Here is a 24,605-nt window from a genome sequence, read left to right on the forward strand (position 1 = left end):
CATTCTTTTGTTACATTGAATGAAGAAAGGCTCGCTGTGAAGCGGCATTTCAGTACATATATACTAAGGAGGAATTATCATGGCTTACGAACTTCCAGAATTACCTTATGCGTACGATGCTTTAGAACCGCATATCGACAAGGAAACTATGACTATTCACCATACGAAACACCACAACACATACGTGACAAATTTAAACAAAGCGGTTGAAGGAAACACTGCTCTTGCCAACAAATCAGTTGAAGAGCTTGTTGCTGATCTTGATTCTGTTCCTGAAAACATCCGCACTGCAGTCCGCAACAACGGCGGCGGACACGCGAACCACAAATTATTCTGGACACTTTTATCTCCAAACGGCGGAGGCGAACCGACTGGCGCGCTTGCTGAAGAGATCAACAGTGTATTTGGAAGCTTTGACAAATTCAAAGAGCAATTCGCAGCAGCAGCAGCTGGACGCTTCGGTTCTGGCTGGGCATGGCTTGTTGTGAACAACGGTAAACTTGAAATCACAAGCACGCCAAACCAAGATTCTCCGCTTTCAGAAGGCAAAACGCCTATCTTAGGTCTTGACGTTTGGGAGCATGCTTACTACCTTAACTATCAAAACCGCCGTCCTGATTACATTTCAGCTTTCTGGAATGTTGTAAACTGGGACGAAGTGGCTCGTCTATACAGCGAAGCAAAATAATGGCACAAACAAGGTCCTCATTATGGGACCTTGTTTTTTTATGTCTTCTTTTTACATATCTCGGTTTGAGTGAGACAGACTAAGGGATAGTAAAGGGGAGTCAGTAATGAGCAAACTAAAAAAAGTGATAGGCGATGTAGACGTAAACAAAGGGTTACTCTTTCTGCTGACCATTGGCGGGCTTTACTCGCTGGGAATTGCACTGTCCAATACATTTGTTAATGTGTATCTTTGGAAGCAGTCAGGGAAATTTATTGATTTGGCGATATATAATTTATCCATTGTGACAATGCAGCCGATAACCTTTTATTTGGCTGGACGGTTAGCCAAAAAAATAGACAGGGTATTCATTTTAAGGTTCGGCGTCATTTTTTTAGCTGCCTTTTATTTAAGTGTGCTTTTAGCCGGAGAAACGGCGGCCAGCCGCCTCGTGCTAATCGGCGCGGTGCTCGGAGTTGGCTATGGCTTTTATTGGCTAGCGTTTAACGTACTGACCTTTGAAATAACAGAGCCGGATACACGAGACTTTTTCAACGGGTTTATGGGCATTCTGTCTTCCTCTGCAGGAATGATCGGCCCGATTGTAGCCGGATTCGTGATCTCAAGGCTTGAAAATAATACGGGTTATACAGTGATTTTCAGTCTCTCCCTCAGTTTATTTGCCCTGGCTGTCGTGATGAGCTTTTTCTTAAAACGGAGAGAATCAAAGGGCCGTTTTATGCTGAGCAAAGTATTTGGAGAGCGCCATAGCAATATGAATTGGCGGAGAATCACGAATGCGCATTTTTTTCAGGGTTTGAGAGAAGGGATTTTTGTCTTTTTAATCAGTGTGTTTGTATTTATTGAGACAAACAGCGAACTTGCTCTCGGTACATTCGGTCTTGTCAATTCAGCTGTTTCCTTCTTTGCCTACTACTTTGCATCCAGGCTGATTAAGAAAAAGGCGAGAAAAAAATCGATTTTGCTGGGCGGACTTATTTTGTATGGGGCGCTGTTTTTGATTCTGTTTCATATGAGCTTTTCGACATTATTAACGTACGGCGTTTTTATTGCCATCGGCTATCCTCTGTTGCTTGTGCCATATGTATCACTTACATATGATGTGATAGGGCGCGCGAGGCATGCAAGAAAAGCAAGAATTGAATATATCGTGCTTAGAGAAATGTTCTTGAATGCCGGCAGAATTGTTTCCATTTTGTGCTTTCTCCTGATTGTGGCCCTTCTGAAAGAGGATGTGGGAATTCCTTTGTCACTTGCGATATTGGGTATAGGACATCCTTTGATTTATTACTTTGTCAAGGATATCCGTTTTAAGGAGAAAGAAGGGGAAAATGAAACCATGGAAGAAGACGGCCAAAAACGGGTAACAGAACCGACCCTGTTAAAAGGCGAGAGATAATTTTTTTGCCAAAAAGGGGTTATCTGTAGAAAAAAGTCGAAAAAACCTTTAAAATGAAAACTGGCACTCTTACTTGAGTGTCTTTTCTTTCTGTAAATAGAAAAGGTGATGTTATGAGGAGAAATAAACCAAAAAAGCAAAATCATAAAGAGAAAAAGAAGTCGCTTCCGATCCGGCTGAATATTTTATTTTTAGCTGCCTTTGTTATATTTACCTGGATTATTGTGGAACTGGGCATCAAGCAGATCGTGCAAGGCGATGATTACAAAAACCAAGCGAATAAGCAGGAACAAAGTGAAGTCAGCTCAGCGGTACCGCGCGGGAAAATTTATGATCGAAACTTTAATGCCATTGTGACAAATAAGGCTTTAAATGCAATCACATACACGAGATCTAAATCGACCACGCAAGAACAGCGCTTAAAGATCGCAAAAAAGCTGTCTGACATGATCAAAGTCGATACAAAAAAAGTAACAGAACGGGATAAAAAAGATTATTGGATTTTGACTAGACCGAAAGAAGCGAAAAAGCTCATTAGCTCTAAAGAAAGACAGCAGGTTGAAGACAAAAAAATATCCGATGACGATTTATACCAGCTTCAGCTAAAACGGATTACTGATAAGCAGCTGAATGAATTGACGGATAAAGATATGCAGATCCTCGCTATCAAAAGACAGATGGATTCGGGCTATGCATTGACCCCTCAATATATCAAAAACGAAGATGTATCAGCGAAGGAAATGGCAGTGGTAAGTGAACATTTAGACGAACTGCCAGGTGTTGATGTCACGTCCGATTGGGAACGTGAATATCCGTATAAAAACCTTCTTCGCTCAGTGCTCGGAAGTGTGTCCAGCTCTAATGAAGGATTGCCGTCCAACTTGCTCGACCATTATCTGTCGCTTGGCTACAGCCGAAATGACAGGGTCGGAAAAAGTTATCTGGAATACCAATACGAAAGCCTTCTGCAGGGCCAAAAAGCCAAAGTCGAAAATATCACAGATTCAAACGGCAATGTCACGGGAACAAAAACGGTATCTGAAGGCAAAGCCGGTAAAGATCTCGTCCTTACGATTGACATTGATTTGCAAAAAGAAGTGGAAAAAATCATTGAGAAGAACCTCAAATCTGCTAAAGCAAGACCAAGCACGCAATTGTTAGACCGGGCATTCGTTGTCATGATGGACCCAAGAAACGGTGAAGTGCTTTCAATGGCGGGCAAGCAGATTAAACAAGAAAATGGGAAATATAAAATTGATGATTACGCTTTAGGTACAATGACGTCATCTTACGCCATGGGTTCAGCAGTCAAAGGCGCAACAGTCTTGACAGGCCTTCAAACCGGAGCCATCAATCTGAATACTGTTTTTCAAGATGAACCTTTATATATTGGTCAGGATAAACGCGGTAAAAAGTCATGGACTAACTTAGGACCGGTCAATATTCAAAGAGCCTTAGAGCAGTCTTCTAACGTATTTATGTTTAAAACAGCGATCGCGCTCGGAAAAGGTGAATATAAACCGCACCAAGCTTTACCGATTGATACGACGGCCTTTGATACGTTCCGTAATTATTTCAGCCAATTTGGATTAGGTGTCAAAACTGGAATTGATCTTCCGAATGAAATGACAGGCTATAAAGGAACAGACAGATTGACGGGATTCTTGCTTGACTATGCAATCGGCCAATACGACACATATACACCGCTGGAACTGGCGCAATACGTATCAACGATTGCAAACGGCGGGTATCGCTTAAAACCTCAGCTTGTGAAAGAAGTCAGGGATCCTAATCCTGAAAAAGGAATCGGTGCTGTCGTACAATCCGTTCAGCCGGAAGTGCTGAATAAAATTGACATGAAGAGTGAATATATTAAAGAGGTTCAGGCCGGATTCAGACGGGTGATGACAAAAGGGACAGCTGCCAGCCAATTTGCTTCAGCGTCATATCAGCCTGCCGGTAAAACAGGAACAGCACAATCGTTCTATGATGGACCTGATAAATCAAAAACAGGAACATCGACTTATAATACGACACTTGTTGCCTATGCACCGGCTGATAATCCTGAGATTGCGATCTCTGTAGTAGTCCCTTGGGCTTATATTGATTACAGCGCTAAATATACCATTACAAACGAAATCGGCAGGGAAGTAATGGATAAATATTTTGAGCTGAAATCGAAGCAGGACAAAGAAGATACTCAGCAAAAGAATAAAGACAAAATTGAAGAAAATGCAGAAAACACAACGTCTTCTGATAACTAAAAAGAAACGCTCACATGATGTGGGCGTTTTTTTTATAAACGCACTGATTTACAAAACCTTAACATTCGGTTCAAACCCTTTTTACATAGAACCTTTACTCTATACGTGTAGGACAAATTACACATTATACGCAGGGGGAATTCAGGAAATGAAAAAAAACAAATTGGTGCTTATGCTTCTGATGGCTGCATTTATGATGATTGCAGCTGCATGCGGAAATGCAGGAGAAAGTAAAAAATCGAATAGCGATTCTGCAAAAGGAGAAGAAAAGGCATCAGGTTCTTTAACCATTTCTGGTTCATCGGCAATGCAGCCACTAGTACTTGCAGCCGCGGAAAAATTTATGGAAGAAAACCCTGATGCTGATATACAGGTACAAGCTGGCGGTTCTGGAACAGGGCTTTCTCAAGTCTCTGAAGGAGCTGTTCAGATCGGGAATTCAGACGTTTTTGCTGAAGAAAAAGAAGGCATCGATGCAAAAGCGCTTGTCGATCATCAAGTCGCTGTAGTTGGTATGGCAGCAGCTGTAAACCCTGATGCTGGTGTGAAGGATATTTCAAAAGATGAATTGAAAAAAATCTTCACTGGCAAAATTAAAAACTGGAAAGAGCTCGGCGGCAAAGACCAAAAGATTACACTTGTAAACCGTCCTGATTCTTCTGGCACACGTGCTACATTTGTGAAATATGCGCTTGACGGAGAAGAACCTGCAGAAGGCATTACTGAAGATTCCTCCAACACGGTGAAAAAAATCATTGCTGATACTCCGGGAGCGATTGGATATCTTGCATTCTCATATTTAACAGATGACAAAGTAACTGCTCTATCTATTGACGGTGTTAAACCTGAAGCGAAAAATGTAGCAACTGGCGAGTATCCGATCTGGGCTTATCAGCATTCTTATACAAAAGGTGAAGCGACAGGTTTAGCTAAAGAATTTCTTGATTATCTAAAGAGTGAAGACATTCAAAAAAGCATTGTTACTGACCAAGGCTACATTCCGGTTACTGATATGAAAGTGACACGCGATGCCAACGGGAAGCAAAGCTGATCTTAATAAAAAGAGGAGTGCGGGGACAACCGTTTCTCCTCTTAACACATTCATAGGAGTGTAAAACAATGATAAACAATAGAGAAAATATGTCTGTGAGCGAGCGTTTAATCAGCTCAAGGCAAAATCGGCAATTGGATGAAGTTCGGGGAAGAATGATTGTGACAGCATGTGCGCTGATTATGATTGCGGCATCTGTTGCAATCACCATTTTCCTCGGCGTGAAGGGGCTGCAATCTTTTCTTGTAAATGGTGTAAGCCCAATTGAATTCTTAACGAGCTTAAATTGGAATCCTACAGATAGTGATCCGAAATACGGAGTGCTGCCATTTATTTTTGGCTCATTTGCAGTAACGATTCTTTCTGCTCTAATCGCTGCGCCGCTTGGCATTGCAGGTGCGATTTTTATGACAGAGATTGCCCCGAATTGGGGAAAGAAAGTGCTGCAGCCGGTGATTGAGCTTTTAGTCGGTATTCCATCTGTTGTTTATGGATTCATAGGTCTTACAGTATTGGTGCCGTTTATCGCCCAGTTCAAATCGAGCGGAACAGGGCACAGTTTATTGGCGGGAACGATTGTCCTTTCCGTCATGATTCTCCCGACGATCACATCGATTTCTGCTGATGCAATGGCTTCTCTTCCGAAGAGTTTACGAGAGGGTTCTTACGCGCTTGGTGCGACAAGATGGCAGACGATCAGAAAAGTACTTGTGCCTGCAGCTTTTCCAACATTGATGACAGCTGTTGTGTTAGGCATGGCTCGGGCGTTCGGTGAAGCTTTGGCTGTTCAGATGGTCATTGGAAATACAAGAGTATTGCCGGAAAGCCTGTTTGACACTGCGGGAACGCTGACAACGATCATCACGCTGAATATGGGCCACACCACATACGGAAGTGTTGAAAACAATACGCTGTGGTCAATGGGGCTTGTGCTTCTGGTGATGTCATTCCTGTTCATCCTGCTTATTCGCTACTTGTCATCTAGGAGGAAAGTGTAATGAACCGCAAAATAACAGATAAACTGGCGACCGGAATGTTTGGTTTGTGTGCAGCCATTATCGCTGCCATTTTAGTAGGTTTGTTTTCCTATATTATTATAAACGGTGTTTCTCAGCTCAGTTTTCAATTTATTACAACAAAATCGAGCGCCATTGCAGCTGGAGGAGGCATACGAGATCAGCTGTTTAACTCCTTTTATATTTTGTTTATTACAATGCTGATTACAATCCCGCTCGGTGTGGGCGGCGGAGTCTTCATGGCTGAATACGCGCCTAATAACAAAGTAACTGACTTCATCAGAACATGTATAGAGGTGCTTTCATCTCTTCCGTCTATTGTCATTGGGATGTTTGGATTATTGATGTTTGTCAACTTAACAGGCTGGGGATATACGATCATAGGCGGGGCGCTTGCGTTAACTGTTTTTAACCTTCCTGTCATGGTGCGTGTGACAGAAGACGCGATCCGTTCAGTCCCTAAAGATCTGAAGGAAGCCTCTCTCGCTTTAGGTGTATCACGCTGGCATACCGTAAAAACGGTTTTAATTCCAAGTGCGATTCCTTCTATTATCACAGGAGCAATTTTAGCGTCAGGAAGGGTGTTCGGGGAAGCGGCCGCATTATTATTTACGGCAGGCCTGACAACACCGCGTCTTAATTTTACGGAGTGGAACCCGTTTTCGGAAACATCACCGCTTAATATTTTCAGGCCCGCTGAAACACTTGCGGTCCACATTTGGAACGTCAATACACAAGGAATGATTCCGGATGCTGAAGCGATTGCCAACGGTGGTTCTGCCGTGCTGGTGATTTCTGTTCTTGTGTTTAATCTCGCGGCGAGATGGCTTGGCACGATGATCTACAAAAAGCTTACGGCAAATTAGAACGGAAAGAGGCGAAAAACATGTCTGAACAAATGGTAAAAGAAAAACCTGAGCGAGCTGTTATTGTTCCGAAGCAGAACCACGTGCTTGAGGTCAAAGATCTGTCTATTTTTTACGGAAATAAACAAGCCGTTCATCATGTAAACATGGATATTGAAAAAAATGCGGTGACTGCTTTAATTGGGCCGTCGGGATGCGGAAAATCTACTTTTTTGAGAAATATTAACCGAATGAACGATTTAATTCCATCTGCAAGAGCGGAAGGTGAAATCCTTTATGAAGGATTAAATATATTGGGCGGCAATATTAACGTTGTCAGCTTGAGAAGAGAAATCGGAATGGTTTTTCAAAAACCAAATCCATTTCCGAAATCGATCTATGCGAATATCACACATGCATTGAAATATGCCGGAGAGCGGAATAAAGCTGTTTTAGATGAAATTGTGGAAGAAAGTTTAACAAAAGCGGCCCTCTGGGATGAGGTGAAGGATCGTTTACATTCATCCGCACTCTCGTTATCCGGCGGCCAGCAGCAGCGTTTATGCATCGCGAGAACGCTTGCGATGAAGCCGGCTGTTCTTCTGCTTGATGAACCAGCTTCAGCGCTTGATCCGATTTCAAATGCGAAAATAGAGGAATTAATTACAGGATTGAAAAGAGAATACTCAATTATTATTGTCACGCACAATATGCAGCAGGCTCTGCGGGTTTCTGACCGGACGGCATTCTTTTTAAACGGCGAGCTTGTAGAATACGGACAGACCGAACAGATTTTCACGAGTCCGAAAAAGCAAAAGACAGAGGATTATATTAACGGGAAATTCGGATAGGAGGGCGGCAATGAGTATTGCTACCGAAGCTGTAATGAAACAGGAAGTCTATCAAGTCAATGGAATGAACTTATGGTATGGACAGCATCATGCTTTAAAAAATATCAATTTGAGCATTTATGAAAATGAGGTTACGGCGATTATCGGTCCATCCGGATGCGGGAAATCGACCTTTATCAAGACATTGAATTTAATGATTCAAATGACGCCAAATGTAAAGCTTGCAGGTGAGCTGAACTATAATGGCAGCAACATTTTAAAGGATAAAGTGGACATCGTGGATTTACGGAAAAATATCGGCATGGTATTCCAAAAAGGGAACCCGTTTCCGCAATCTATTTTTGATAATGTGGCTTACGGACCGAGAGTCCACGGCACCAAAAATAAGAAGAAGCTTCAGGAAATTGTGGAAAAGTCATTAAAAGACGTGGCGTTATGGGATGAGGTGAAGGATCGATTGCATACGTCCGCGCTATCGCTGTCAGGGGGCCAGCAGCAGCGTCTTTGCATCGCCAGAGCACTTGCGACCAATCCTGATATTTTGCTGATGGATGAACCGACATCAGCACTAGATCCAATCTCAACGAGAAAAATTGAAGAACTCATTCTAGAGCTGAAAAATAAATACACAATTGTCATTGTCACTCATAACATGCAGCAGGCAGCAAGGGTTTCTGATCAAACCGCCTTTTTCTACATGGGCGAGCTTGTTGAATGCGACAATACGAATAAAATGTTCTCTAACCCGAAGGACCAAAGAACGCTCGATTACATTTCAGGAAAGTTTGGATGAAAAAAACAGGCTGAGTCAGCCTGTTTTTTATCGTGTTAACGTTTTTACGATCTTTTTGAAACTCATGTCTGATTTTACTTTAAACTCGCCGGCACGAATTTCTTTGTGATAGCCGGCATCAATGACATAGTCATTAAAGTCTTGAGCCGAAGAGATAATGCCCTCTTTTTCAAGAATAGCAGATACATCCGCAGTGCTCATGCCATCTTTAATTTTGAGCTTGTACGTTTTGACTTTGTCTGTTGTCGTGTCTGAGCTGCTGTCATCGGTCAACGATTTCTCTTTTGAATCAAGAAGTTTTTGATATTCATCACGGTTCACAGAAACCATTTTTTTAGAATCAAGGTAATTGTTCACGTCTTGTTCAGTTACTGTTTTATTATCTTTTACAGCAGCGGCCTGGTCTTCGTCAGTCAGATAAAAAACAGCTGCAAGAACGGCTGTCGCTAAAATGATGCCGCCAGCAAATGCCTGAATGCCCCGTTTTGTCATACGAGCACCTTCTCATTATCTTTGATAATCGTATTCACGTCTTCCACTGATACATGCTCAGCTTTAGCAATCGCTTCAGCTGACATACCGTTATTATATTTAGAAAGTATTTGTTTAGCGATTTTTTGATTGATGTCGTTCTGCTTTGATTTGCGAATGACAAGGTTTGTTTCCAGTAATTCTTCCTCAAGCACTGTCATTTTCTTTTTGAGCTTGTAAATTTCCTGCATCGCAGAAAGCTGCAGTGTTTCGAGCTCCTGTTCTACATCTTTCATCGGGTCTCTTTGAGAATATGAGAATGCAATTAGCGCTATACTGACGATAAACAACGCAATAATAGCAATTTCCACGTTTCATCACCTTCTATTCTTTTTTTATCCTTCTTTTTTATACCATAAAACCAATAGTTTCTAAAGGAATTCGCGAAAAAAACGAGATTTTGTCGAGAAATCTTTCTTTGCTTCTTCTTTATGTAATGGTTTAATAGGAACACGAAGTGAACGATTGGAAAGGAGAATGTTAGGAGTCCATGGATAAACACCCATTTCCCTATAATATACGACATAAGCTTTCCTTTTTTAGGGACACATTCGACATAATCATTCAAAACGCCCACACCTTGACCGTAAGCTGGGAAATCTCAGAAGAAACAATGCGGCTGGCTGAAGCGGTCCTTTTCGAAAAAACGCAGGATATGATAAAAGAATTGCGCATTGTCATCAAAAGAAAAGACATTGAAGCTGTCAGGACAAAACGCACAACGTATGATAAAGGCGAATGGACGATTAGACAGGCGGCTGGTGATGCTGTATATCGGGCTGAATACAGAATTGTGAATTCAATGAATGTCTCTCTCAAGCTTGCCGGTACAGACGACATCTATCTTGATGAAAATGGGATTCGTCATATAAACAGTTTTCAGATTGAAGAAGCGCACACCAGTTGGGAGGCGCAATTTTCTGCATACACCTGTTATGGGAGAGGGGAAAAAGAACGGTGAACATTCTCATGCTTTCACCCGAACATCCCGATGAGCCGAAAAGCGGGCTCGGTGTCCATTTAAACCGCCTCATTTCCTATTTAAATCCTCATATCAACATTACGGTTTGTACTCCGAGCGGGCAGTTGTTTTCGTATGCGAAGTTTGAAGATTGCATAGCTGATGCTAACTTTACAATGGTTCGCCATGTGTTATCACACAATAAACGCTTTGATCTGATTCATGCCCATGATGACACAACTGCCCCTGCCGCCCAGTATTTGAAACGACGGCTTGGTCTTCCGCTTGCTGCGACAATCCACGGCTTGGAAAGCGAAAGGAAGAAGGTGTGCCGAGAAGCCCCACACCCATACAGGCTCATGACCGAACGGCTCCTTATAGAATCCGCTGATGCATTGATCGTATTAAGCACATTTATGAAGCGGTCTCTTGATAAGGCGGCACATAAGAAAATAACCGTTATCCCGAGTCCTGCATCTATGGAGAAAGAGAAGGGGAAAATCCCAAGAAGCTTGAATAGAAGATTCCTCTTTTCATATGGAAGGTTCGTTCCGGAAAAAGGATTTTCGCAGCTGTTAAAGGTATTTGCCATCTTGAAGCAGCGTCAGCCTGACCTCTATCTAGTGCTGGCTGGGGAGGGGCCGTCTCTGTCCTCCTATGAGAAATTGGCTGCGGCATATAACCTGAAGGATCGTGTCATGTTTCTGCCGTTTCTCAATAGGAAAGACATCAGAACGTTACTGTCTCACTGTGAAATGGCTGTTTTCCCTAGTTCTTATGAACCGTTTGGGCTTGCCGCGCAAGAAAGCATGGAACAAGGTGTGCTGACTGTCGTTTCTCAATCGGGAGGTTTTTGTGATTATGCCGTTCATGACAAAACGGCAATCATCGCTAATTTTACGCTCGTACAGGAAGCGGCTGATCTGCTGGACAGTTTTTTAAAAGACCGGGGAAAAGCCCGCCGGATAAAAGAAGCTGGCAGACAACAAGTGTTCAAGCTCCACCACCCCCGACTCATTACGTCATCATATTTGCAGCTTTATGAGCGTATCTTCAATAATTCAGCAATTCATTGAAAAACAGCCTAGCATTCCGTCCATTATAGTGGTATTATATATAAGTCTGAATAAGTAAATGATTTTAGTTTGGAGGGAAAATAATGCGCGTTAATATTACTTTGGCTTGCACTGAATGTGGTGAGCGTAACTATATTTCTAAAAAGAACAAACGCAACAATCCAGACCGCGTTGAATTTAAAAAATATTGCCCACGTGATAAAAAATCTACGTTACACCGTGAAACAAAATAACAGCCTTGCTGTTTGAGGTGTAAGAAAAAAGCCAGAGCTTTGAAAAAGGTTCTGGCTTTTTTCTATTCCGAGGGGGATGAGAGATGAAATCACAATTAAGAAAAAAGACGCTGGAGGCACTGTCTGCTTTATCAAATGAAGATATTCTTCAAAAAACGGAACGTATGTATAAGTACTTGTTTTCTCTGCCGGAGTGGCAAAATGCCGGCACCATTGCCGTCACTATTTCCAGAGGATTAGAGATACCGACGCGTCCTGTCATTGAGCAGGCTTGGGAAGAAGGGAAACAAGTTTGCATCCCAAAATGCCATCCGGACACGAAGAAAATGCAATTTCGCACATATCAGACTGATGATCAGCTCGAAACCGTGTACGCCGGACTGCTCGAGCCGGTAATTGAAAAAACAAAAGAAGTAAACCCATCACAAATTGACTTGATGATCGTTCCAGGTGTTTGTTTTGATGTTAACGGGTTTAGGGTCGGCTTTGGAGGCGGCTATTATGATCGCTATTTAAGTGAATATGAAGGGAAGACAGTCTCATTGCTTTTGGAGTGCCAGTTGTATGCGCACGTACCCAGTCTGCCACATGACATCCCGGTACATAAGCTGATAACAGAGGATCGGATTATTTCTTGTTTTTCATAACTTTCCTGTCCCTTATTCGAGAATAAATAAGGCAGAATAACAAACCCTATTGGCAGGAGGGATATCATGAAAAAACTTTTGATTTATGCCATTTTCGCGGTTTCTGCCGTCATGTTTTATCAAAATCGCTACCGTCTTATGAATACTGTACTCAGCCAGCCAGGAATCAGGCGGTCTTTTATCCATTTGTTTTTAAGAATTCCATTTATCCGCAATAAGTTTATACAGCAAGCTTTCTAAAATCCCGTGAAAAACGGGATTTTTTGCTTTCAGTAGGCGTTTGGGAGCGCCAGCTGTTATAATGAAAAAAAACTATTGGAGCGGTAAACATGTTTTTGCTGGAGTATACATATTGGAAAATTGCGGCGCACCTGGTGAATAGCGGGTATGGCGTCATACAAGCCGGTGAGTCAGATGAAATATGGCTGGAAGCGCCGGACAAGTCCTCTCATGATCTAGTTCGTCTTTATAAGCACGATCTTGATTTCCGTCAAGAAATGGTTAGAGACATCGAAGAGCAGGCCGAACGAGTAGAACGAGTCAGACATCAATTGGGCAGACGAAGGATGAAGCTGCTGAATGTGTTTTTTTCAACGGAAGCCCCTGTTGATGACTGGGAAGAGATTGCAAAAAAAATGTTTGAGAAGGGAACTGTGTCAGTTGAGCCGGCGATCGTTAGAGGAACGATGCTTCGAGATGATCTTCAAGCGGTTTTTCCATCATTTCGTACAGAAGATTGTACAGAGGAACACGCTTCGTTTGAAGACGCGCAAATGGCGCGAGAACGTTTCCTTTCGCTAGTGCTGAAACAAGAAGAACAGAGAAAAACTGAAGCGGCGGTTTTTCAAAACGGAAAACCGTTTTTTGCATATTTATTTATTGCGCTTCAGATCCTGATGTTTTTCTTGCTCGAAATAAACGGAGGCAGCACTAATACGGAGACGCTGGTGGCTTTTGGAGCAAAAGAAAACAGCCTGATTGCACAAGGAGAATGGTGGCGGCTTCTGACACCGATCGTGCTTCACATCGGCATAGCGCATTTAGCTTTTAATACGCTGGCTTTATGGTCGGTTGGTACAGCGGTTGAGCGGATGTATGGATCGGGGAGATTTTTGCTGATTTATCTGGCTGCTGGCATTATGGGTTCGATTGCGAGTTTTGTGTTCAGCCCGTATCCTTCGGCAGGGGCATCAGGAGCCATATTCGGATGCTTAGGTGCATTACTGTATGTTGCTTTGTCTAATCGAAAAATGTTTTTAAGAACCATAGGAACCAATATTATTGTCATTATTATCATCAATCTGGGCTTTGGTTTTGCAGTTTCGAATATTGATAATTCAGGACATATCGGCGGCTTGATTGGCGGCTTTTTCGCTGCAGCGGCATTGGGGTTGCCCAAAGCCAGAGCCTTTGGAAAAAGATTGTTGTCAGCGGTTTTGCTGATTGCTTTGGCTGCCGGTTTTTTATATTACGGATTGCATTCGCCTTCACACCAGCAGTCAGCGCTGATTCAGCAGGCAAACGAGCTGTATCAGGAAGGAAAGTATGAAGAAGTAACAGAATTGCTGAACGGAGAAGCAGCGCAAAAAGATGCCTCTGCCGATCTTTTGAAAATTCTTGCTGTATCTGATATTCAAATCGGCGAATATGATCAGGCGGTTTCCCTTTTGGAACGAGCAGTGAAAAAAGAACCTAAAGACCATGCTTCCTATTACAATTTAGCCTTATTGTATGCGGAAAAAAATGAGCTTGCACAAGCAGAAAAGGCCATCAGGCTGGCTTTAAAATTGGAGCCGAAGGAGCAGCGCTACAAGGAGCTGCAGCAACAAATTGAAAACAATAAAGAATCATAAAGGTGGAATATGGAAAGGAGGCTGGCTTTTTTGTCAGCGTTTTCTTCTTGACTGACCGCTTCCTTATGAATACGCTTATGATAGTTAAGTTCAAGAAATGGTGAGGAAAATGAATACATTTTATGATGTGCAACAGCTGTTAAAAACGTTTGGCCACATTGTTTATTTTGGAGACAGAGAGCTTGAAATTGAGTTTATGCTGGATGAATTAAAGGAATTATACATGAACCACATGATTGAAAAGGAGCAGTGGGCCAGAGCGGCAGCTGTCCTTCGAAAAGAATTGGAACAAACAAAAAACGGAAGAGATTTCTATAAAGGCTAAGGTGATAAAAATGGACGAGATATGGTTTGCGGGCATTGACCTGGGAGGAACGACGATTAAACTCGCTTTTATTAATCAATATGGTGAAATTCAGCATAAGTGGGAAGTTCCGACTGATAAAACCGGCGACACGATTACTGTCACAATTGCAAAAACTATCGACAGCAAGCTGGATGAGCTGCAAAAACCGAAGCACATCATCAAATACATCGGAATGGGTGCGCCAGGCCCTGTAGATATGGCGTCAGGAGTTGTTTATGAAACAGTAAATCTAGGGTGGAAAAATTATGCTTTGAAAAACCATCTGGAGACAGAAACCGGCATCCCAGCTGTTATAGAAAATGACGCAAATATTGCTGCGCTCGGGGAAATGTGGAAGGGAGCGGGTGATGGCGCAAAAGACGTCATTCTCGTGACGCTTGGCACAGGAGTTGGCGGCGGCATCATTGCAAATGGTGAAATTGTACATGGCATAAATGGCGCCGGCGGAGAAATCGGCCATATTTGCAGCATCCCTGAAGGCGGAGCGCCCTGCAACTGCGGCAAAACGGGCTGTATCGAAACAATTGCGTCAGCAACCGGAATTGTAAGAATTGCAAAAGAAAAAATAGCAAATGCTAAAAAGACGACACGTTTACAAGCAACCGAACAATTGTCAGCGCGGGATGTGTTTGAAGCGGCGGGTGAAAATGATGAAATTGCCCTTGAGGTGGTTGATTATGTAGCCAAGCACCTTGGTTTGGTGCTCGGAAATTTGGCAAGCTCGCTTAATCCATCCAAAATCGTTCTTGGCGGCGGCGTATCGAGAGCCGGAGAACTGCTGAGATCAAAAGTTGAGAAAACATTCCGCAAATGCGCGTTTCCACGGGCTGCCCAAGCTGCTGATATTTCAATCGCAGCACTTGGAAATGATGCCGGCGTTATCGGAGGCGCTTGGATCGCTAAAAATGAATGGCTGAAACATCAAAATTGTTAAAATTGTGTAAATCAAATTGATTTTTTGTTGTGCTCAGGTTAAGATTTAATTTGATGTGTTAATGAGAATGTTGGGAATAGACTGATTTTTTGAGCGTGCTGCATAGGAGGTTGAAATGCGAAAAACGTTTTTTTCGAAGATTTCATTTATGCTGATTGCCATTTTATTGATGTGGCTGAAAACGTATGCTGTTTACAAAACCAGTTTTCATATTAAAATCGACAATCTAACACAGGAATTTATTCTGTTTATCAACCCATTGAGTTTTTTGTTGCTTATTTTTGGCCTCAGCCTGTTTTTAAAAGGCAAAAACAGAAATCGCTATATTATCGCGATAAGCTGTCTTGTCACGTTTGTATTGCTGGCAAATATGGTTTTTTACCGTTTTTACAATGATTTCTTAACAATCCCTGTTCTTTTTCAAACGAGCAATATGGGTGATCTCGGAAGCAGCATCGGAACACTTCTTGAGCCGACAGACCTCCTATTAGCTGTAGATATTGTGGTTTTAATATGGCTTCACATCCGGCAAAAAGCTTTTCAATCGGACATTCCCTCAACGAAAAATGAACGGGCGGCTTATTTTTTGTTCGTTGCTTCTGTTTATTTCTTCAACCTGGGCTTGTCTGAGGCGGAAAGACCTCAGCTATTGACACGCTCATTTGACAGAGAAATGCTTGTTAAAAACATTAGCCTGTTTAATTTTCATATTTACGATGGCGTTCTTCAGTCAAAGCAATCCGCACAGAGAGCGTTGGCAGACAGCAACAGCCTGACGGAGATTGAAAACTATGTAACCGCTAATGCGAAGGATGCCAACAAACGCTTATTCGGCGCTGCAAAAGGAAGGAACGTCATTCTCGTATCCTTAGAGTCGACGCAAAGCTTCGTGATTAATGAAAAATTGAATGGAGAAGAAATCACGCCTTTTCTGAATGACTTTATAAAACAGAGCTACAACTTTAATAATGTTTACCACCAAACAGGCCAGGGGAAAACCTCGGATTCTGAATTTATCGTGGACAATTCACTGTATCCGCTTGGACGAGGTGCCGTGTTTTTTACGAATGCGGGCAATCAATATATGGCCGCTCCTGAAATTTTGAAAAACAGCGGATACTATTCAGCGGTGCTCCACGCTAATAATAAGAGCTTTTGGAATCGTGATTTAATGTACGACTCATTTGGATATGATTCGTTTTTTGATATTAACTCATATGATGTAACTGACGAAAATTCAGTCGGCTGGGGACTGAAGGATAAAGAATTTTTTGAGCAGTCTTCAGAGCTGATGAAAAATCTGCCTCAGCCGTTTTACTCGAGGCTGATTACACTGACGAACCACTTCCCGTTTGATCTTGATGAAGAGGATCAATTGATTGATGAATATGATTCAAGCAGCCAGACGCTAAATAAATATTTTCCGACAGTGCGTTATCAGGATGAGGCGCTAAAACGGTTTATCGAAAAGCTGAAGGAAGACGGATTATACGACAACTCTGTTATTGTATTATATGGTGACCATTATGGTATATCAGAAAACCATAATGAAGCGATGGGGCAGTTTTTAGGAAAAGAAATAACCCCATTTGAAGAGGTACAGCTCCAAAAAGTGCCGCTGGTCATTCATATTCCGGGTATTACTGATAAAAAGCCGCAAACCATTGAAACAGTAGGCGGGCAGATTGATATCAGGCCGACGCTAATGAATCTTTTAGGGATTGATACGAAAGATCAAATTCAATTCGGCAACGATCTGCTTTCAGACGAAAAACTGGACTTTACGGTGCTCCGGGACGGGAGCTTTATCACAGATCAGGTTGTTTATACAGACGGTGCGTGTTATGACAAAGAGACGGGAAAACCATTAGAAGAGACAAAACAATGTGAAGCATTTGCTGATAAAGCAAAACAGGAGCTATCACTTTCTGATGAAATCATTTATGGGGATTTGTTGCGATTTTATGACCAGAAAAGGCTGGACAATTCGTCAAAACGGAAAGAAAAACAAATGCTTGATCAGGCATCGTAATCACAATGTCTCCCGCGTCAAAGTGAGCGGGAGGCTTTCTTTTTTTAAATACGCTGTCATATAGTAACAAAAAAGGGGGATGATGATGGCGTTTATTACGGTGAAACCTGAGATCAAGAACAATTTGGCCAGAGTGGCGAAAGAACTGAAGATAGACGAGGAATTGCTTAAAAGTGCAAATCGCTCCGCACAAAAACATCAATTGTACTGCCCTGGTTATGTGATAGAGGAGCATAGCGGCAAAGAGCTTCAAACCATTCAGGACATAAAGCGCTTTTTACAGCCTCGGCAGCTGAAACTTTCTGATAGCTGGATTGAGCAAGAGAAAATCTATGATGATTCAGCTGTTGAAAAGGAAATAAAGAAGATTATTGATGTTTTTCCGTTTGTCTCATGCCGGGAAATTGGCCGCTCTGTACTCGGCAGGCCTATCTGGGAGCTGAAGGCTGGTGGGGAGCATGCCGTAAAAAAGGTCCATATGAACGCGTCATTTCATGCGAATGAGTGGATTACAACGTCTGTCCTGCTAAAATGGTTGAAGGAATACTGTATGTCATTATGCTGCAATTCGCCTTTCTTTGGCTTTTCTCCCATAAAGCTGTTTAACAGCACATCCTTATCCCTCGTTCCTCTTGTCAATCCGGATGGCGTTGATCTTGTTTTAAACGGATCAGAAGTCATGGGAGCCAGAAGAGATGAGCTCGAAAGGCTAAATGAACATCGTCCAAATTTTAAAGAATGGAAGGCGAATATAAACGGGGTTGATTTAAATAAACAATTTCCATCATTATGGGAAATTGAAAAATACCGAAAACCGACAGCACCCAGCTACCGCGATTTTCCGGGAATCTCTCCGCTTACGGAGCCGGAATCTATTGCGATGTACCGGCTGATCACGGAGAATCCGCCTGACAGACTGCTGGCTCTTCATACTCAAGGAGAAGAAATTTATTGGGGCTATAAAGGCCTTGAGCCTGAGGAATCTGCTGCCGTCATAAAGGATTTTGAGGAGTTAAGCGGGAACATTTATAAGGGAGTAAGGGATATAGACAGCTATGCTGGATTTCGTGATTGGTTTATTCACCATTATTTTAAGGAAGGGTATACGGTGGAACTTGGAAAAGGCCAAAATCCTTTGCCGTTTCAGCAGTTTTCACACATATATAACGCCACAAACGGCATCTTGTGGAGGGCGTTATTTTTTCATGAGTAACTGAAACTTTTTCTTTTTTCTGCTGAAGCAAATATGAGAGAATAAAGATGATCGGAGGGGAATGCTGATGAGATCAGTTTGTTTTATTCTGCTGGCGGTATTGCTGTTTAGTTTATCGGCATGCGAACCATCTCATCAGCAGCAAAAACAGGCATCGGCGGCAAAAGATGAGAAAAAAGACATCATACCGCTTTCCTCGGAAAAAGCGGATGGGGCGGAAGGCTGGCTGAATAACAGCACAATATTATATACTGCGTCTAATCCGACGAAAACAGAGCTTTTTGCGTACCGCATCTTTACAGGCAAAGCGAAAAAGCTCTATCAAACGGATGGTCAAATCGTTGATGTTCAAATCAATGCGAGGGAGCAGATGATTCTGCTGCAAATCACACATAGCCAAAAGACGGCAGTGGTTTTGCTTAATGCAGAAGGAGAGACGCTTTACGAAAAAGATTACGAAACGTATGAGCTTGAGGCTGCTTGGAATCAGTATGATCCTTATCAAATGATGGTGACGGAATTCAATGAAAACTGGGATTTCCATACATATCAGGTGAATGCTAAAAAAGACGAATCTTTCTTAAGCCCAGTACAGGTTCCGTTCATTCATTGGACATCCAAAAATACATTTGATTATGTAAAAGAGGGAAGAGACGATAAAACAGGGCCTTTATATACGTTCGATACAGCTTCTAAGACGGAACAGAAGCTTGAGGATGACGTTCTATTCTTCGATTCTTTCCATCAAATGAGTTTTACTGTCAAATCAGCTTCCGGAGGAAAAGGGACGTATCAGTTTAAAACGCCGCAATCAACATCACCTGTTACAGCGAAATGGCCGCTCCAAGCGAAATATACAAATTTGGCTCCAATGGAGTATGACTATGATGAAGCAGGAGGCCTGTTTTATACATTCAAACAAAGCGGCGATGCATATAAGCTCGCAGCAATCAATGTAGCATCGGGAGAGACAAAAGATCTTGTGTCTCTGCGGGAAATGGAGCCGATTCAAATATCTCCGAACGGGAAATATGCGTTATACGGCTTTCATTTTGAGCAAATTATTTTATTGAAATCACATGAAACGAAGCAACTCATCATTGATCAAAAGGAGATGGAATAACGATGGCTATCGCAGATGTAACCATTATCCCAATCGGTACGGAAACACCCAGTGTCAGTGCTTACGTAGCCGATGTGCAAAAGATATTAGAAGGATATCAAGCAGAAGGGAAAATCAAATATCAGCTGACACCGATGAATACGCTGATCGAGGGAGAACTCAGTGACCTTTTTGCAGTCATTCAGGCAATTCACGAAGCGCCATTTCAAAAAGGATTGCACAGAGTGGCAACGAATATCCGTATCGATGACAGGCGTGACAAAAAAACGACGCTTGAGAGCAAAATAGAAAGTGTCAATAAACATTTACAGCCATAAAAATAAACCTGTATCCGATCGGATACAGGTTTTAATGTGCGGTTGGATACCCGCTGTTTATTACGGTCATCACGGTAAACCATCCAAAGACAAATAAGGTGGCACCGGCTAATAAAAACCCGAGTATATTTTTATTTCTAACAGAACGCAAGACTCCCCATAAAGCGAAAAGAGCGACAAGGCCGAAAATCACGACAAGTAACATAACACAGCCCCCTTTACATTGAAAAACCTGCAATTCTTTCCAGTTTTATTCTACCTGTTTTTTATAGGTTTGTCGATAGCGTTTTCATTGCGATTGTTTGAATCTTTTTTAAAAAACCCTCATAATAAGAGCATAAAAAAGAAAGAGGTGATAATAGTGAAATGGAGACGAATGCCAGTAGGGCCGATTCAAGCGAACGCATATTTTCTCATCAGTGATGATCAATGCCTGATTTTTGATCCGGGCGGCGAGGGACATAAAATCAATCAATACATAAAAGAAAAAGGGCTGACGCCTTTAGCCATTTTGCTTACACATGCCCATTTTGACCATATTGGGGCGCTTGATGAAGTGAGAGAAAAATGGGATATTCCAGTTTACCTGCATCAAAATGAAAAAAATTGGCTTACGGATGCTTCTTTAAACGGCTCCGGCATGCTGCGAGGGATAGAAGTCACAGCTAAGCCTGCAGATCATCTAATTGAAGGCGACGGTGAGTTGAATATCGGGCCGTTTCATTTGGAAACATTATTTACGCCGGGACATTCACCAGGCAGTGTGTCTTACTACGTGAAAGATGCAGACTTGGTTATCTCCGGAGATGTCTTGTTCCAAGGCGGTATAGGACGTACGGATTTAATAGGCGGCGATCAAGAGACGCTGCTGACGTCCATTCATGAAAAACTGCTTACGCTTCCGGAACACACGCTGGTGTTAAGCGGCCATGGACCTGAAACAGACGTACTGACTGAGCAGGATCAAAATCCGTTTTTAAATGGGTTTTCATTGTAAAAAAAGAGACAAACCGATAAGGTTTGTCTCTTTTTGCATTTAATGGCCTCCGCCGCCGGGCACCATAATAAAAATTGAGTAATATGTAAAGCCGGCGAAGAAAATTGTTAAATAAGCGCCAAAAATATAAATATACATGCGTTCGGTTAAGTTCAAATACGATAGAAACACAAATAAGATCGTCTGTCCAAAAAATAAAAGGGAAGCATCTTTCATATCACCTAAATAAAACATGACTGCAAAAATTCCCGTCCAAAATCCTAACACCCGGAACATGCGATTCATTTTTATCCCCTCCCGAGAGTCCCTCTGACTGTTATTATAATAGATCACACCTAGAAATGTAAACATTTTCATTATTAATATACAAATGGAATTTGTCCCTTTGATTGTGTTTTCTATTGTATGAATGTTTTTTAAAAAATAATCCGAAAAAAAGTTCTGTAAATGGTTTAAATGAAAAATGATCCGGGTAGTTATTCTACAAAGAGATGGTTAACTGAGGAGGAAAAAACGAATGGAACAACAATTAACTTTTTACTCATATCCAAGCTGCACGTCATGCCGAAAAACAAAACATTGGCTTAAAGCACATCAAATTGAATTTAACGAACGGCATTTATTCAGAGAAACCCCGACAAGAGAAGAATTAAAGTACATTTTATCGTTAACGACAGAAGGAATTGATGAAATTTTGGCGACAAGAAGCCAGACTTTCAAAAATTTAAATTTAAACATTGAAGAAATGACGGTAAATGAGGTGCTGGAACTTTTAATCGAGAAGCCGAAGCTTTTGCGACGCCCGATTCTAGTAGACAACAAAAAGCTGGTGATTGGTTATAACCCGGGAGAACTGTTGAAGTTATCGAAGAAGAAAACGGTTCATCAATCTGCATGATGAAAAACCGAAGATCCGCTGATTTATTCGAATCAGCTTATCTTCGGTTTTTCACCTGTTCAGAAACTGGGCTAGCTGGATTCGAACCAACGATCACGGAGTCAAAGTCCATTGCCTTACCGCTTGGCTATAGCCCATTGAATCTAAACATAGTATGTGTAAAGGCAGACGCGTTATACATATATAGCGTACATTTTTCAAAAACAGGAGGGAGCTCATTAAGATGATAGCTCTTGATCAGCACTTAACAGAGCACAAAGAAGATATCACGCAACAATGGCTGGAAGTTTGTACGTCAAAAGGCAGCTGGCTGTATTCAGCGAAAGATCAGCAAAAACTAGAACAAAAGTTAAAAGACCAGCATGAATTATTGGTGACCATCGTAGCAAAATCCCTTAGAAAAGAAGACGTAGAGGATGAGCTCAACCGGTGGTCTCTTCAATGCGCCAGAGACCGTGCCGTTCATGAAGTGACGGTTACACAAAGTGTCGGCCAGTTTAACACCTTCAGGCACATTATGTTTGAATGGATTCAGAAATTCAGCGAAGCTTCTTCTCAAGACATCAGCATTCAGGAATTTTATGAGTGGAGCCGGATCTTGAATCAAAACATTGATGAGATCATCGAAGTGTTTACGGAAGAATATCACCAGGTGACCATGATACAATTAAACGCGCAAAAAGAAATGATTAATGAATTGAGTGCGCCGATTATGCCGATTACTGATGGAATTGGGATTCTTCCGCTTGTCGGTGAAATTGATACGCACAGAGCGAGGACGATTTTGGAGTCTGTGCTGGAGCAGTGCTCAGCGTTAAAGCTCTCGTATTTATTTTTAGATATTTCGGGCGTTCCTATCGTTGATACCATGGTAGCCTATCAAATTTTTAAAGTGATTGACAGCACCAAATTGCTCGGCATTGAGACGATTATTTCAGGAATCAGGCCGGAAATTGCCCAAACTGTCGTGAAGCTGGGTCTGGATTTTTCGAATGTGAAAACCGAGCAGAGTCTTGCTAAAGCCCTGGCCAATAAAGGGTTTAAAATAAAAGAGTGTTGATGCCTTTGCCATGTTTATCTTGAAAGATAGCAGCTGAACAGCCTTTCACGGGCTATTCAGCTTTTTTAACTTCTATAAATAAAATGTGATGGCTGTTGATGTCTTTTACCTTAAAAGAGTAGCCATCATATTCTATGGCACTTTCAGGCTCAGCGTCTATGTTTTGTGTCAAAAACCAGCCGCCCAAGGTGTCTACTTCAGCCTCTGATAAATCGGTTCCAAGCAGGCTGTTAACATCGCTGATTAATAATTTTGCATTTAACAAGTAATGATCCTTTCCAAGTTCGCGGATATGAGGCACTTCATCCGCATCAAATTCATCACGGATTTCTCCTACAATTTCTTCGATAATATCCTCGACAGTGACCAAACCGGACGTCCCGCCATATTCATCTATGAGGATCGCCATATGAGTGCGTTCCTTTTGCATTTTCAGCAGTAGTTTATAAATAGGAATCGTCTCAATGACATGGATAACGGGCTGTACGAAAGGTTCAATTTGATGCTTCTTGATTGAAAAATCTTTCGTCAGCATGGAAAACAGCACTTCTTTCATATTAATCACGCCAATAACGTTATCTTTATCCTCTCTTACAACTGGGTACCGTGTATATTTTGTTTGCTTGACTGTTTCCTGAAGATTTGAAATGGAGTCTTCATCTAGTGACAAACTGACCATTTCATTTCGCGGCACCATAATTTCCTTTGCCATTCGTTTATCAAAGGTGAAGATATTATTCATGTACTTTAATTCACTTTTTCTAATCTCGCCGCTTTTATAGCTTTCAGCCAATAGGACCCGAAGTTCTTCCTCTGTATATGCCAGCTCGTGCTCTGATGCCGGCTTTAGCCCAAACACTCCTGTAATCAATCGGGCAGAGTGGTTCAACAGCCAAATGAATGGAAACATGATCTTATAAAACCAAATAAGCGGTTTAGCGAACAACAAGGTAATGCTTTCTGCTTTTTGAATGGCGAAACTCTTTGGCGCCAGCTCCCCGATAACGACATTTAAATACGTAACCGCTAAAAATGCGATGACGAGTGAAAGCAGGTGGGTAAGCGATTCATTTAAGCCTGCTTTATGAAAAAGCGGTCGAAGCAGAGTTTGCACAGTCGGTTCCCCAAGCCATCCCAGTCCTAAGGCTGCGACTGTGATGCCCAGCTGACAGGCTGATAAATATTCATCAAGGTGAGTGATGACATGCTTTGCCGCTTTAGCACCTTTCTTTCCTTTTGCGACAAGCTGATCAATTTTGGATCGCCGCACTTTTACGATTGAAAATTCTACGGCAACAAAAAATCCTGTTAACAAAATGAGAATAGCGACTGCTAGTAAATTGACAAATTCCAAAACAACTGCCTTCTCCAAGGAAGGCATGCACCTCCCTTTTCCGATGTCTTTCTACATTCCATACCACCTGAAAATGCTCATAAAACATGTGTTGAAGCGGCA

Annotated in this window: 28 protein-coding genes and 1 tRNA gene; 23 read left to right on the forward strand and 6 right to left on the reverse strand. The window is 42.0% G+C overall.

Features of this window, described 5'->3' with window-relative positions; genetic code table 11:
• Window positions 1–79 precede the first annotated feature (79 nt).
• The 8 genes from sodA (at window position 80) to pstB (M1D94_RS08880) (ending at window position 8,907) form a co-directional block, all read left to right on the forward strand.
• Window positions 80–688: a superoxide dismutase SodA gene (sodA, locus tag M1D94_RS08845; RefSeq protein ID WP_004398583.1), complete on the forward strand. Its 609-nt coding sequence runs from the start codon at window positions 80–82 to the stop codon at window positions 686–688.
• 106 nt (window positions 689–794) lie between these two features.
• Window positions 795–2,087, forward strand: coding sequence for an MFS transporter (locus M1D94_RS08850; RefSeq protein ID WP_003230095.1), 1,293 nt, complete (start codon window positions 795–797; stop codon window positions 2,085–2,087).
• Window positions 2,088–2,200: 113 nt separating this feature from the next.
• Window positions 2,201–4,351 (forward strand): penicillin-binding protein 2A, encoded by a 2,151-nt coding sequence (gene pbpA, locus M1D94_RS08855; protein ID WP_014477354.1) that lies wholly within the window; start codon window positions 2,201–2,203, stop codon window positions 4,349–4,351.
• A gap of 148 nt (window positions 4,352–4,499) precedes the next feature.
• Complete coding sequence (locus M1D94_RS08860; RefSeq protein ID WP_014480275.1) at window positions 4,500–5,402, forward strand: phosphate ABC transporter substrate-binding protein; 903 nt, start codon at window positions 4,500–4,502, stop codon at window positions 5,400–5,402.
• A 68-nt stretch (window positions 5,403–5,470) separates the two neighbouring features.
• Window positions 5,471–6,400 (forward strand): phosphate ABC transporter permease subunit PstC, encoded by a 930-nt coding sequence (pstC, locus tag M1D94_RS08865; RefSeq protein ID WP_014477352.1) that lies wholly within the window; start codon window positions 5,471–5,473, stop codon window positions 6,398–6,400.
• On the forward strand, window positions 6,400–7,284 hold the full coding sequence (gene pstA, locus M1D94_RS08870; RefSeq protein WP_003230103.1) for a phosphate ABC transporter permease PstA: 885 nt from the start codon (window positions 6,400–6,402) through the stop codon (window positions 7,282–7,284). The genes pstC and pstA overlap by 1 nt, the downstream gene beginning before the upstream one ends.
• 20 nt (window positions 7,285–7,304) lie before the next feature.
• Entirely contained in the window at window positions 7,305–8,114 is an 810-nt protein-coding gene (gene pstB / locus M1D94_RS08875) for a phosphate ABC transporter ATP-binding protein PstB (RefSeq protein WP_015384102.1), read from the forward strand.
• A gap of 10 nt (window positions 8,115–8,124) precedes the next feature.
• Window positions 8,125–8,907, forward strand: coding sequence for a phosphate ABC transporter ATP-binding protein PstB (gene pstB, locus M1D94_RS08880; RefSeq protein WP_014480273.1), 783 nt, complete (start codon window positions 8,125–8,127; stop codon window positions 8,905–8,907).
• A gap of 27 nt (window positions 8,908–8,934) precedes the next feature.
• Here the strand turns inward: pstB (M1D94_RS08880) and M1D94_RS08885 are convergent, their stop codons facing one another.
• Entirely contained in the window at window positions 8,935–9,399 is a 465-nt protein-coding gene (locus tag M1D94_RS08885; protein ID WP_456270508.1) for an endolytic transglycosylase MltG, read from the reverse strand.
• Window positions 9,396–9,749, reverse strand: a complete 354-nt coding sequence (locus M1D94_RS08890) for a hypothetical protein (protein WP_003245993.1) — start codon at window positions 9,747–9,749, stop codon at window positions 9,396–9,398. Before M1D94_RS08890 ends, M1D94_RS08885 begins: the two co-directional genes overlap by 4 nt.
• 179 nt (window positions 9,750–9,928) lie before the next feature.
• Here M1D94_RS08890 and M1D94_RS08895 point away from each other — a divergent pair, with 179 nt between their 5' ends.
• The 12 genes from M1D94_RS08895 to M1D94_RS08950 all read left to right on the forward strand — a co-directional run bounded on the left by M1D94_RS08895 (window position 9,929) and on the right by M1D94_RS08950 (window position 20,194).
• Window positions 9,929–10,399: a hypothetical protein gene (locus M1D94_RS08895; RefSeq protein WP_038829723.1), complete on the forward strand. Its 471-nt coding sequence runs from the start codon at window positions 9,929–9,931 to the stop codon at window positions 10,397–10,399.
• The gene (locus M1D94_RS08900; RefSeq protein WP_456270509.1) at window positions 10,396–11,475 is read left to right on the forward strand and encodes a glycosyltransferase family 4 protein; all 1,080 of its coding nucleotides are present in this window, start codon (window positions 10,396–10,398) and stop codon (window positions 11,473–11,475) included. The genes M1D94_RS08895 and M1D94_RS08900 overlap by 4 nt, the downstream gene beginning before the upstream one ends.
• An 83-nt stretch (window positions 11,476–11,558) precedes the next feature.
• A complete protein-coding gene (rpmG, locus tag M1D94_RS08905) occupies window positions 11,559–11,708 on the forward strand; it encodes a 50S ribosomal protein L33 (RefSeq protein ID WP_003153056.1) in 150 nt (49 codons plus the stop codon).
• A gap of 83 nt (window positions 11,709–11,791) precedes the next feature.
• Window positions 11,792–12,355, forward strand: a complete 564-nt coding sequence (locus M1D94_RS08910; RefSeq protein WP_038429302.1) for a 5-formyltetrahydrofolate cyclo-ligase — start codon at window positions 11,792–11,794, stop codon at window positions 12,353–12,355.
• A 66-nt stretch (window positions 12,356–12,421) separates the two neighbouring features.
• Complete coding sequence (locus tag M1D94_RS08915; protein ID WP_003230126.1) at window positions 12,422–12,595, forward strand: hypothetical protein; 174 nt, start codon at window positions 12,422–12,424, stop codon at window positions 12,593–12,595.
• Window positions 12,596–12,684: 89 nt separating this feature from the next.
• A complete protein-coding gene (gene yqgP / locus M1D94_RS08920) occupies window positions 12,685–14,208 on the forward strand; it encodes a rhomboid protease YqgP (protein WP_456270510.1) in 1,524 nt (507 codons plus the stop codon).
• Between the two features lie 109 nt (window positions 14,209–14,317).
• Window positions 14,318–14,533 (forward strand): YqgQ family protein, encoded by a 216-nt coding sequence (locus M1D94_RS08925; protein ID WP_004399107.1) that lies wholly within the window; start codon window positions 14,318–14,320, stop codon window positions 14,531–14,533.
• 10 nt (window positions 14,534–14,543) lie between these two features.
• Window positions 14,544–15,509, forward strand: a complete 966-nt coding sequence (glcK, locus tag M1D94_RS08930) for a glucose kinase GlcK (protein ID WP_046160589.1) — start codon at window positions 14,544–14,546, stop codon at window positions 15,507–15,509.
• 115 nt (window positions 15,510–15,624) lie between these two features.
• A complete protein-coding gene (locus M1D94_RS08935) occupies window positions 15,625–17,541 on the forward strand; it encodes an LTA synthase family protein (RefSeq protein WP_163136245.1) in 1,917 nt (638 codons plus the stop codon).
• A gap of 82 nt (window positions 17,542–17,623) precedes the next feature.
• Window positions 17,624–18,754, forward strand: a complete 1,131-nt coding sequence (locus tag M1D94_RS08940; RefSeq protein ID WP_424935113.1) for a M14 family metallopeptidase — start codon at window positions 17,624–17,626, stop codon at window positions 18,752–18,754.
• A 67-nt stretch (window positions 18,755–18,821) separates the two neighbouring features.
• Window positions 18,822–19,877: a YqgU-like beta propeller domain-containing protein gene (locus tag M1D94_RS08945; protein ID WP_032726168.1), complete on the forward strand. Its 1,056-nt coding sequence runs from the start codon at window positions 18,822–18,824 to the stop codon at window positions 19,875–19,877.
• 2 nt (window positions 19,878–19,879) lie between these two features.
• On the forward strand, window positions 19,880–20,194 hold the full coding sequence (locus tag M1D94_RS08950; RefSeq protein ID WP_003230139.1) for an MTH1187 family thiamine-binding protein: 315 nt from the start codon (window positions 19,880–19,882) through the stop codon (window positions 20,192–20,194).
• 31 nt (window positions 20,195–20,225) lie between these two features.
• Here the strand turns inward: M1D94_RS08950 and M1D94_RS08955 are convergent, their stop codons facing one another.
• Window positions 20,226–20,399 carry a DUF2759 domain-containing protein gene (locus M1D94_RS08955; RefSeq protein WP_003230141.1) on the reverse strand — a complete coding sequence of 58 codons (174 nt, stop codon included), beginning with the start codon at window positions 20,397–20,399 and terminating at the stop codon, window positions 20,226–20,228.
• A 156-nt stretch (window positions 20,400–20,555) separates the two neighbouring features.
• Here M1D94_RS08955 and M1D94_RS08960 point away from each other — a divergent pair, with 156 nt between their 5' ends.
• Window positions 20,556–21,191 (forward strand): MBL fold metallo-hydrolase, encoded by a 636-nt coding sequence (locus tag M1D94_RS08960; RefSeq protein ID WP_014480263.1) that lies wholly within the window; start codon window positions 20,556–20,558, stop codon window positions 21,189–21,191.
• Between the two features lie 39 nt (window positions 21,192–21,230).
• Here M1D94_RS08960 and M1D94_RS08965 read toward each other — a convergent pair whose 3' ends face one another.
• A complete protein-coding gene (locus M1D94_RS08965) occupies window positions 21,231–21,476 on the reverse strand; it encodes a DUF2626 domain-containing protein (RefSeq protein WP_003226300.1) in 246 nt (81 codons plus the stop codon).
• A gap of 232 nt (window positions 21,477–21,708) precedes the next feature.
• Between M1D94_RS08965 and mgsR the strand changes: the two genes are divergently transcribed.
• On the forward strand, window positions 21,709–22,089 hold the full coding sequence (gene mgsR, locus M1D94_RS08970) for a transcriptional regulator MgsR (protein WP_003230147.1): 381 nt from the start codon (window positions 21,709–21,711) through the stop codon (window positions 22,087–22,089).
• A 66-nt stretch (window positions 22,090–22,155) separates the two neighbouring features.
• Here mgsR and M1D94_RS08975 read toward each other — a convergent pair.
• Window positions 22,156–22,226: transfer RNA gene (locus tag M1D94_RS08975), tRNA-Gln, on the reverse strand.
• Window positions 22,227–22,312: 86 nt separating this feature from the next.
• Here M1D94_RS08975 and rsbRD point away from each other — a divergent pair.
• On the forward strand, window positions 22,313–23,149 hold the full coding sequence (gene rsbRD / locus M1D94_RS08980) for an RsbT co-antagonist protein RsbRD (protein WP_021480027.1): 837 nt from the start codon (window positions 22,313–22,315) through the stop codon (window positions 23,147–23,149).
• 52 nt (window positions 23,150–23,201) lie between these two features.
• Here the strand turns inward: rsbRD and M1D94_RS08985 are convergent, their stop codons facing one another.
• Window positions 23,202–24,530 (reverse strand): hemolysin family protein, encoded by a 1,329-nt coding sequence (locus tag M1D94_RS08985; protein ID WP_021480026.1) that lies wholly within the window; start codon window positions 24,528–24,530, stop codon window positions 23,202–23,204.
• Window positions 24,531–24,605: the final 75 nt, after the last annotated feature.

The sequence above is a fragment of the Bacillus sp. JZ109 genome (genome assembly GCF_053903135.1).

What these genes read in the sequence shown, in the direction of transcription:
- sodA (WP_004398583.1), top strand. Translation starts at nt 80, where the DNA reads ATGGCTTACGAACTTCCAGAATTACCTTATGCGTACGATGCTTTAGAA.
- M1D94_RS08850 (WP_003230095.1), top strand. Translation starts at nt 795, where the DNA reads ATGAGCAAACTAAAAAAAGTGATAGGCGATGTAGACGTAAACAAAGGG.
- pbpA (WP_014477354.1), top strand. Translation starts at nt 2,201, where the DNA reads ATGAGGAGAAATAAACCAAAAAAGCAAAATCATAAAGAGAAAAAGAAG.
- M1D94_RS08860 (WP_014480275.1), top strand. Translation starts at nt 4,500, where the DNA reads ATGAAAAAAAACAAATTGGTGCTTATGCTTCTGATGGCTGCATTTATG.
- pstC (WP_014477352.1), top strand. Translation starts at nt 5,471, where the DNA reads ATGATAAACAATAGAGAAAATATGTCTGTGAGCGAGCGTTTAATCAGC.
- pstA (WP_003230103.1), top strand. Translation starts at nt 6,400, where the DNA reads ATGAACCGCAAAATAACAGATAAACTGGCGACCGGAATGTTTGGTTTG.
- pstB (WP_015384102.1), top strand. Translation starts at nt 7,305, where the DNA reads ATGTCTGAACAAATGGTAAAAGAAAAACCTGAGCGAGCTGTTATTGTT.
- pstB (WP_014480273.1), top strand. Translation starts at nt 8,125, where the DNA reads ATGAGTATTGCTACCGAAGCTGTAATGAAACAGGAAGTCTATCAAGTC.
- M1D94_RS08885 (WP_456270508.1), bottom strand. Translation starts at nt 9,399, where the DNA reads ATGACAAAACGGGGCATTCAGGCATTTGCTGGCGGCATCATTTTAGCG.
- M1D94_RS08895 (WP_038829723.1), top strand. Translation starts at nt 9,929, where the DNA reads ATGGATAAACACCCATTTCCCTATAATATACGACATAAGCTTTCCTTT.
- rpmG (WP_003153056.1), top strand. Translation starts at nt 11,559, where the DNA reads ATGCGCGTTAATATTACTTTGGCTTGCACTGAATGTGGTGAGCGTAAC.
- M1D94_RS08910 (WP_038429302.1), top strand. Translation starts at nt 11,792, where the DNA reads ATGAAATCACAATTAAGAAAAAAGACGCTGGAGGCACTGTCTGCTTTA.
- M1D94_RS08915 (WP_003230126.1), top strand. Translation starts at nt 12,422, where the DNA reads ATGAAAAAACTTTTGATTTATGCCATTTTCGCGGTTTCTGCCGTCATG.
- yqgP (WP_456270510.1), top strand. Translation starts at nt 12,685, where the DNA reads ATGTTTTTGCTGGAGTATACATATTGGAAAATTGCGGCGCACCTGGTG.
- M1D94_RS08925 (WP_004399107.1), top strand. Translation starts at nt 14,318, where the DNA reads ATGAATACATTTTATGATGTGCAACAGCTGTTAAAAACGTTTGGCCAC.
- glcK (WP_046160589.1), top strand. Translation starts at nt 14,544, where the DNA reads ATGGACGAGATATGGTTTGCGGGCATTGACCTGGGAGGAACGACGATT.
- M1D94_RS08935 (WP_163136245.1), top strand. Translation starts at nt 15,625, where the DNA reads ATGCGAAAAACGTTTTTTTCGAAGATTTCATTTATGCTGATTGCCATT.
- M1D94_RS08940 (WP_424935113.1), top strand. Translation starts at nt 17,624, where the DNA reads ATGATGGCGTTTATTACGGTGAAACCTGAGATCAAGAACAATTTGGCC.
- M1D94_RS08945 (WP_032726168.1), top strand. Translation starts at nt 18,822, where the DNA reads ATGAGATCAGTTTGTTTTATTCTGCTGGCGGTATTGCTGTTTAGTTTA.
- M1D94_RS08950 (WP_003230139.1), top strand. Translation starts at nt 19,880, where the DNA reads ATGGCTATCGCAGATGTAACCATTATCCCAATCGGTACGGAAACACCC.
- M1D94_RS08955 (WP_003230141.1), bottom strand. Translation starts at nt 20,399, where the DNA reads ATGTTACTTGTCGTGATTTTCGGCCTTGTCGCTCTTTTCGCTTTATGG.
- M1D94_RS08965 (WP_003226300.1), bottom strand. Translation starts at nt 21,476, where the DNA reads ATGAATCGCATGTTCCGGGTGTTAGGATTTTGGACGGGAATTTTTGCA.
- mgsR (WP_003230147.1), top strand. Translation starts at nt 21,709, where the DNA reads ATGGAACAACAATTAACTTTTTACTCATATCCAAGCTGCACGTCATGC.
- rsbRD (WP_021480027.1), top strand. Translation starts at nt 22,313, where the DNA reads ATGATAGCTCTTGATCAGCACTTAACAGAGCACAAAGAAGATATCACG.
- M1D94_RS08985 (WP_021480026.1), bottom strand. Translation starts at nt 24,530, where the DNA reads ATGCCTTCCTTGGAGAAGGCAGTTGTTTTGGAATTTGTCAATTTACTA.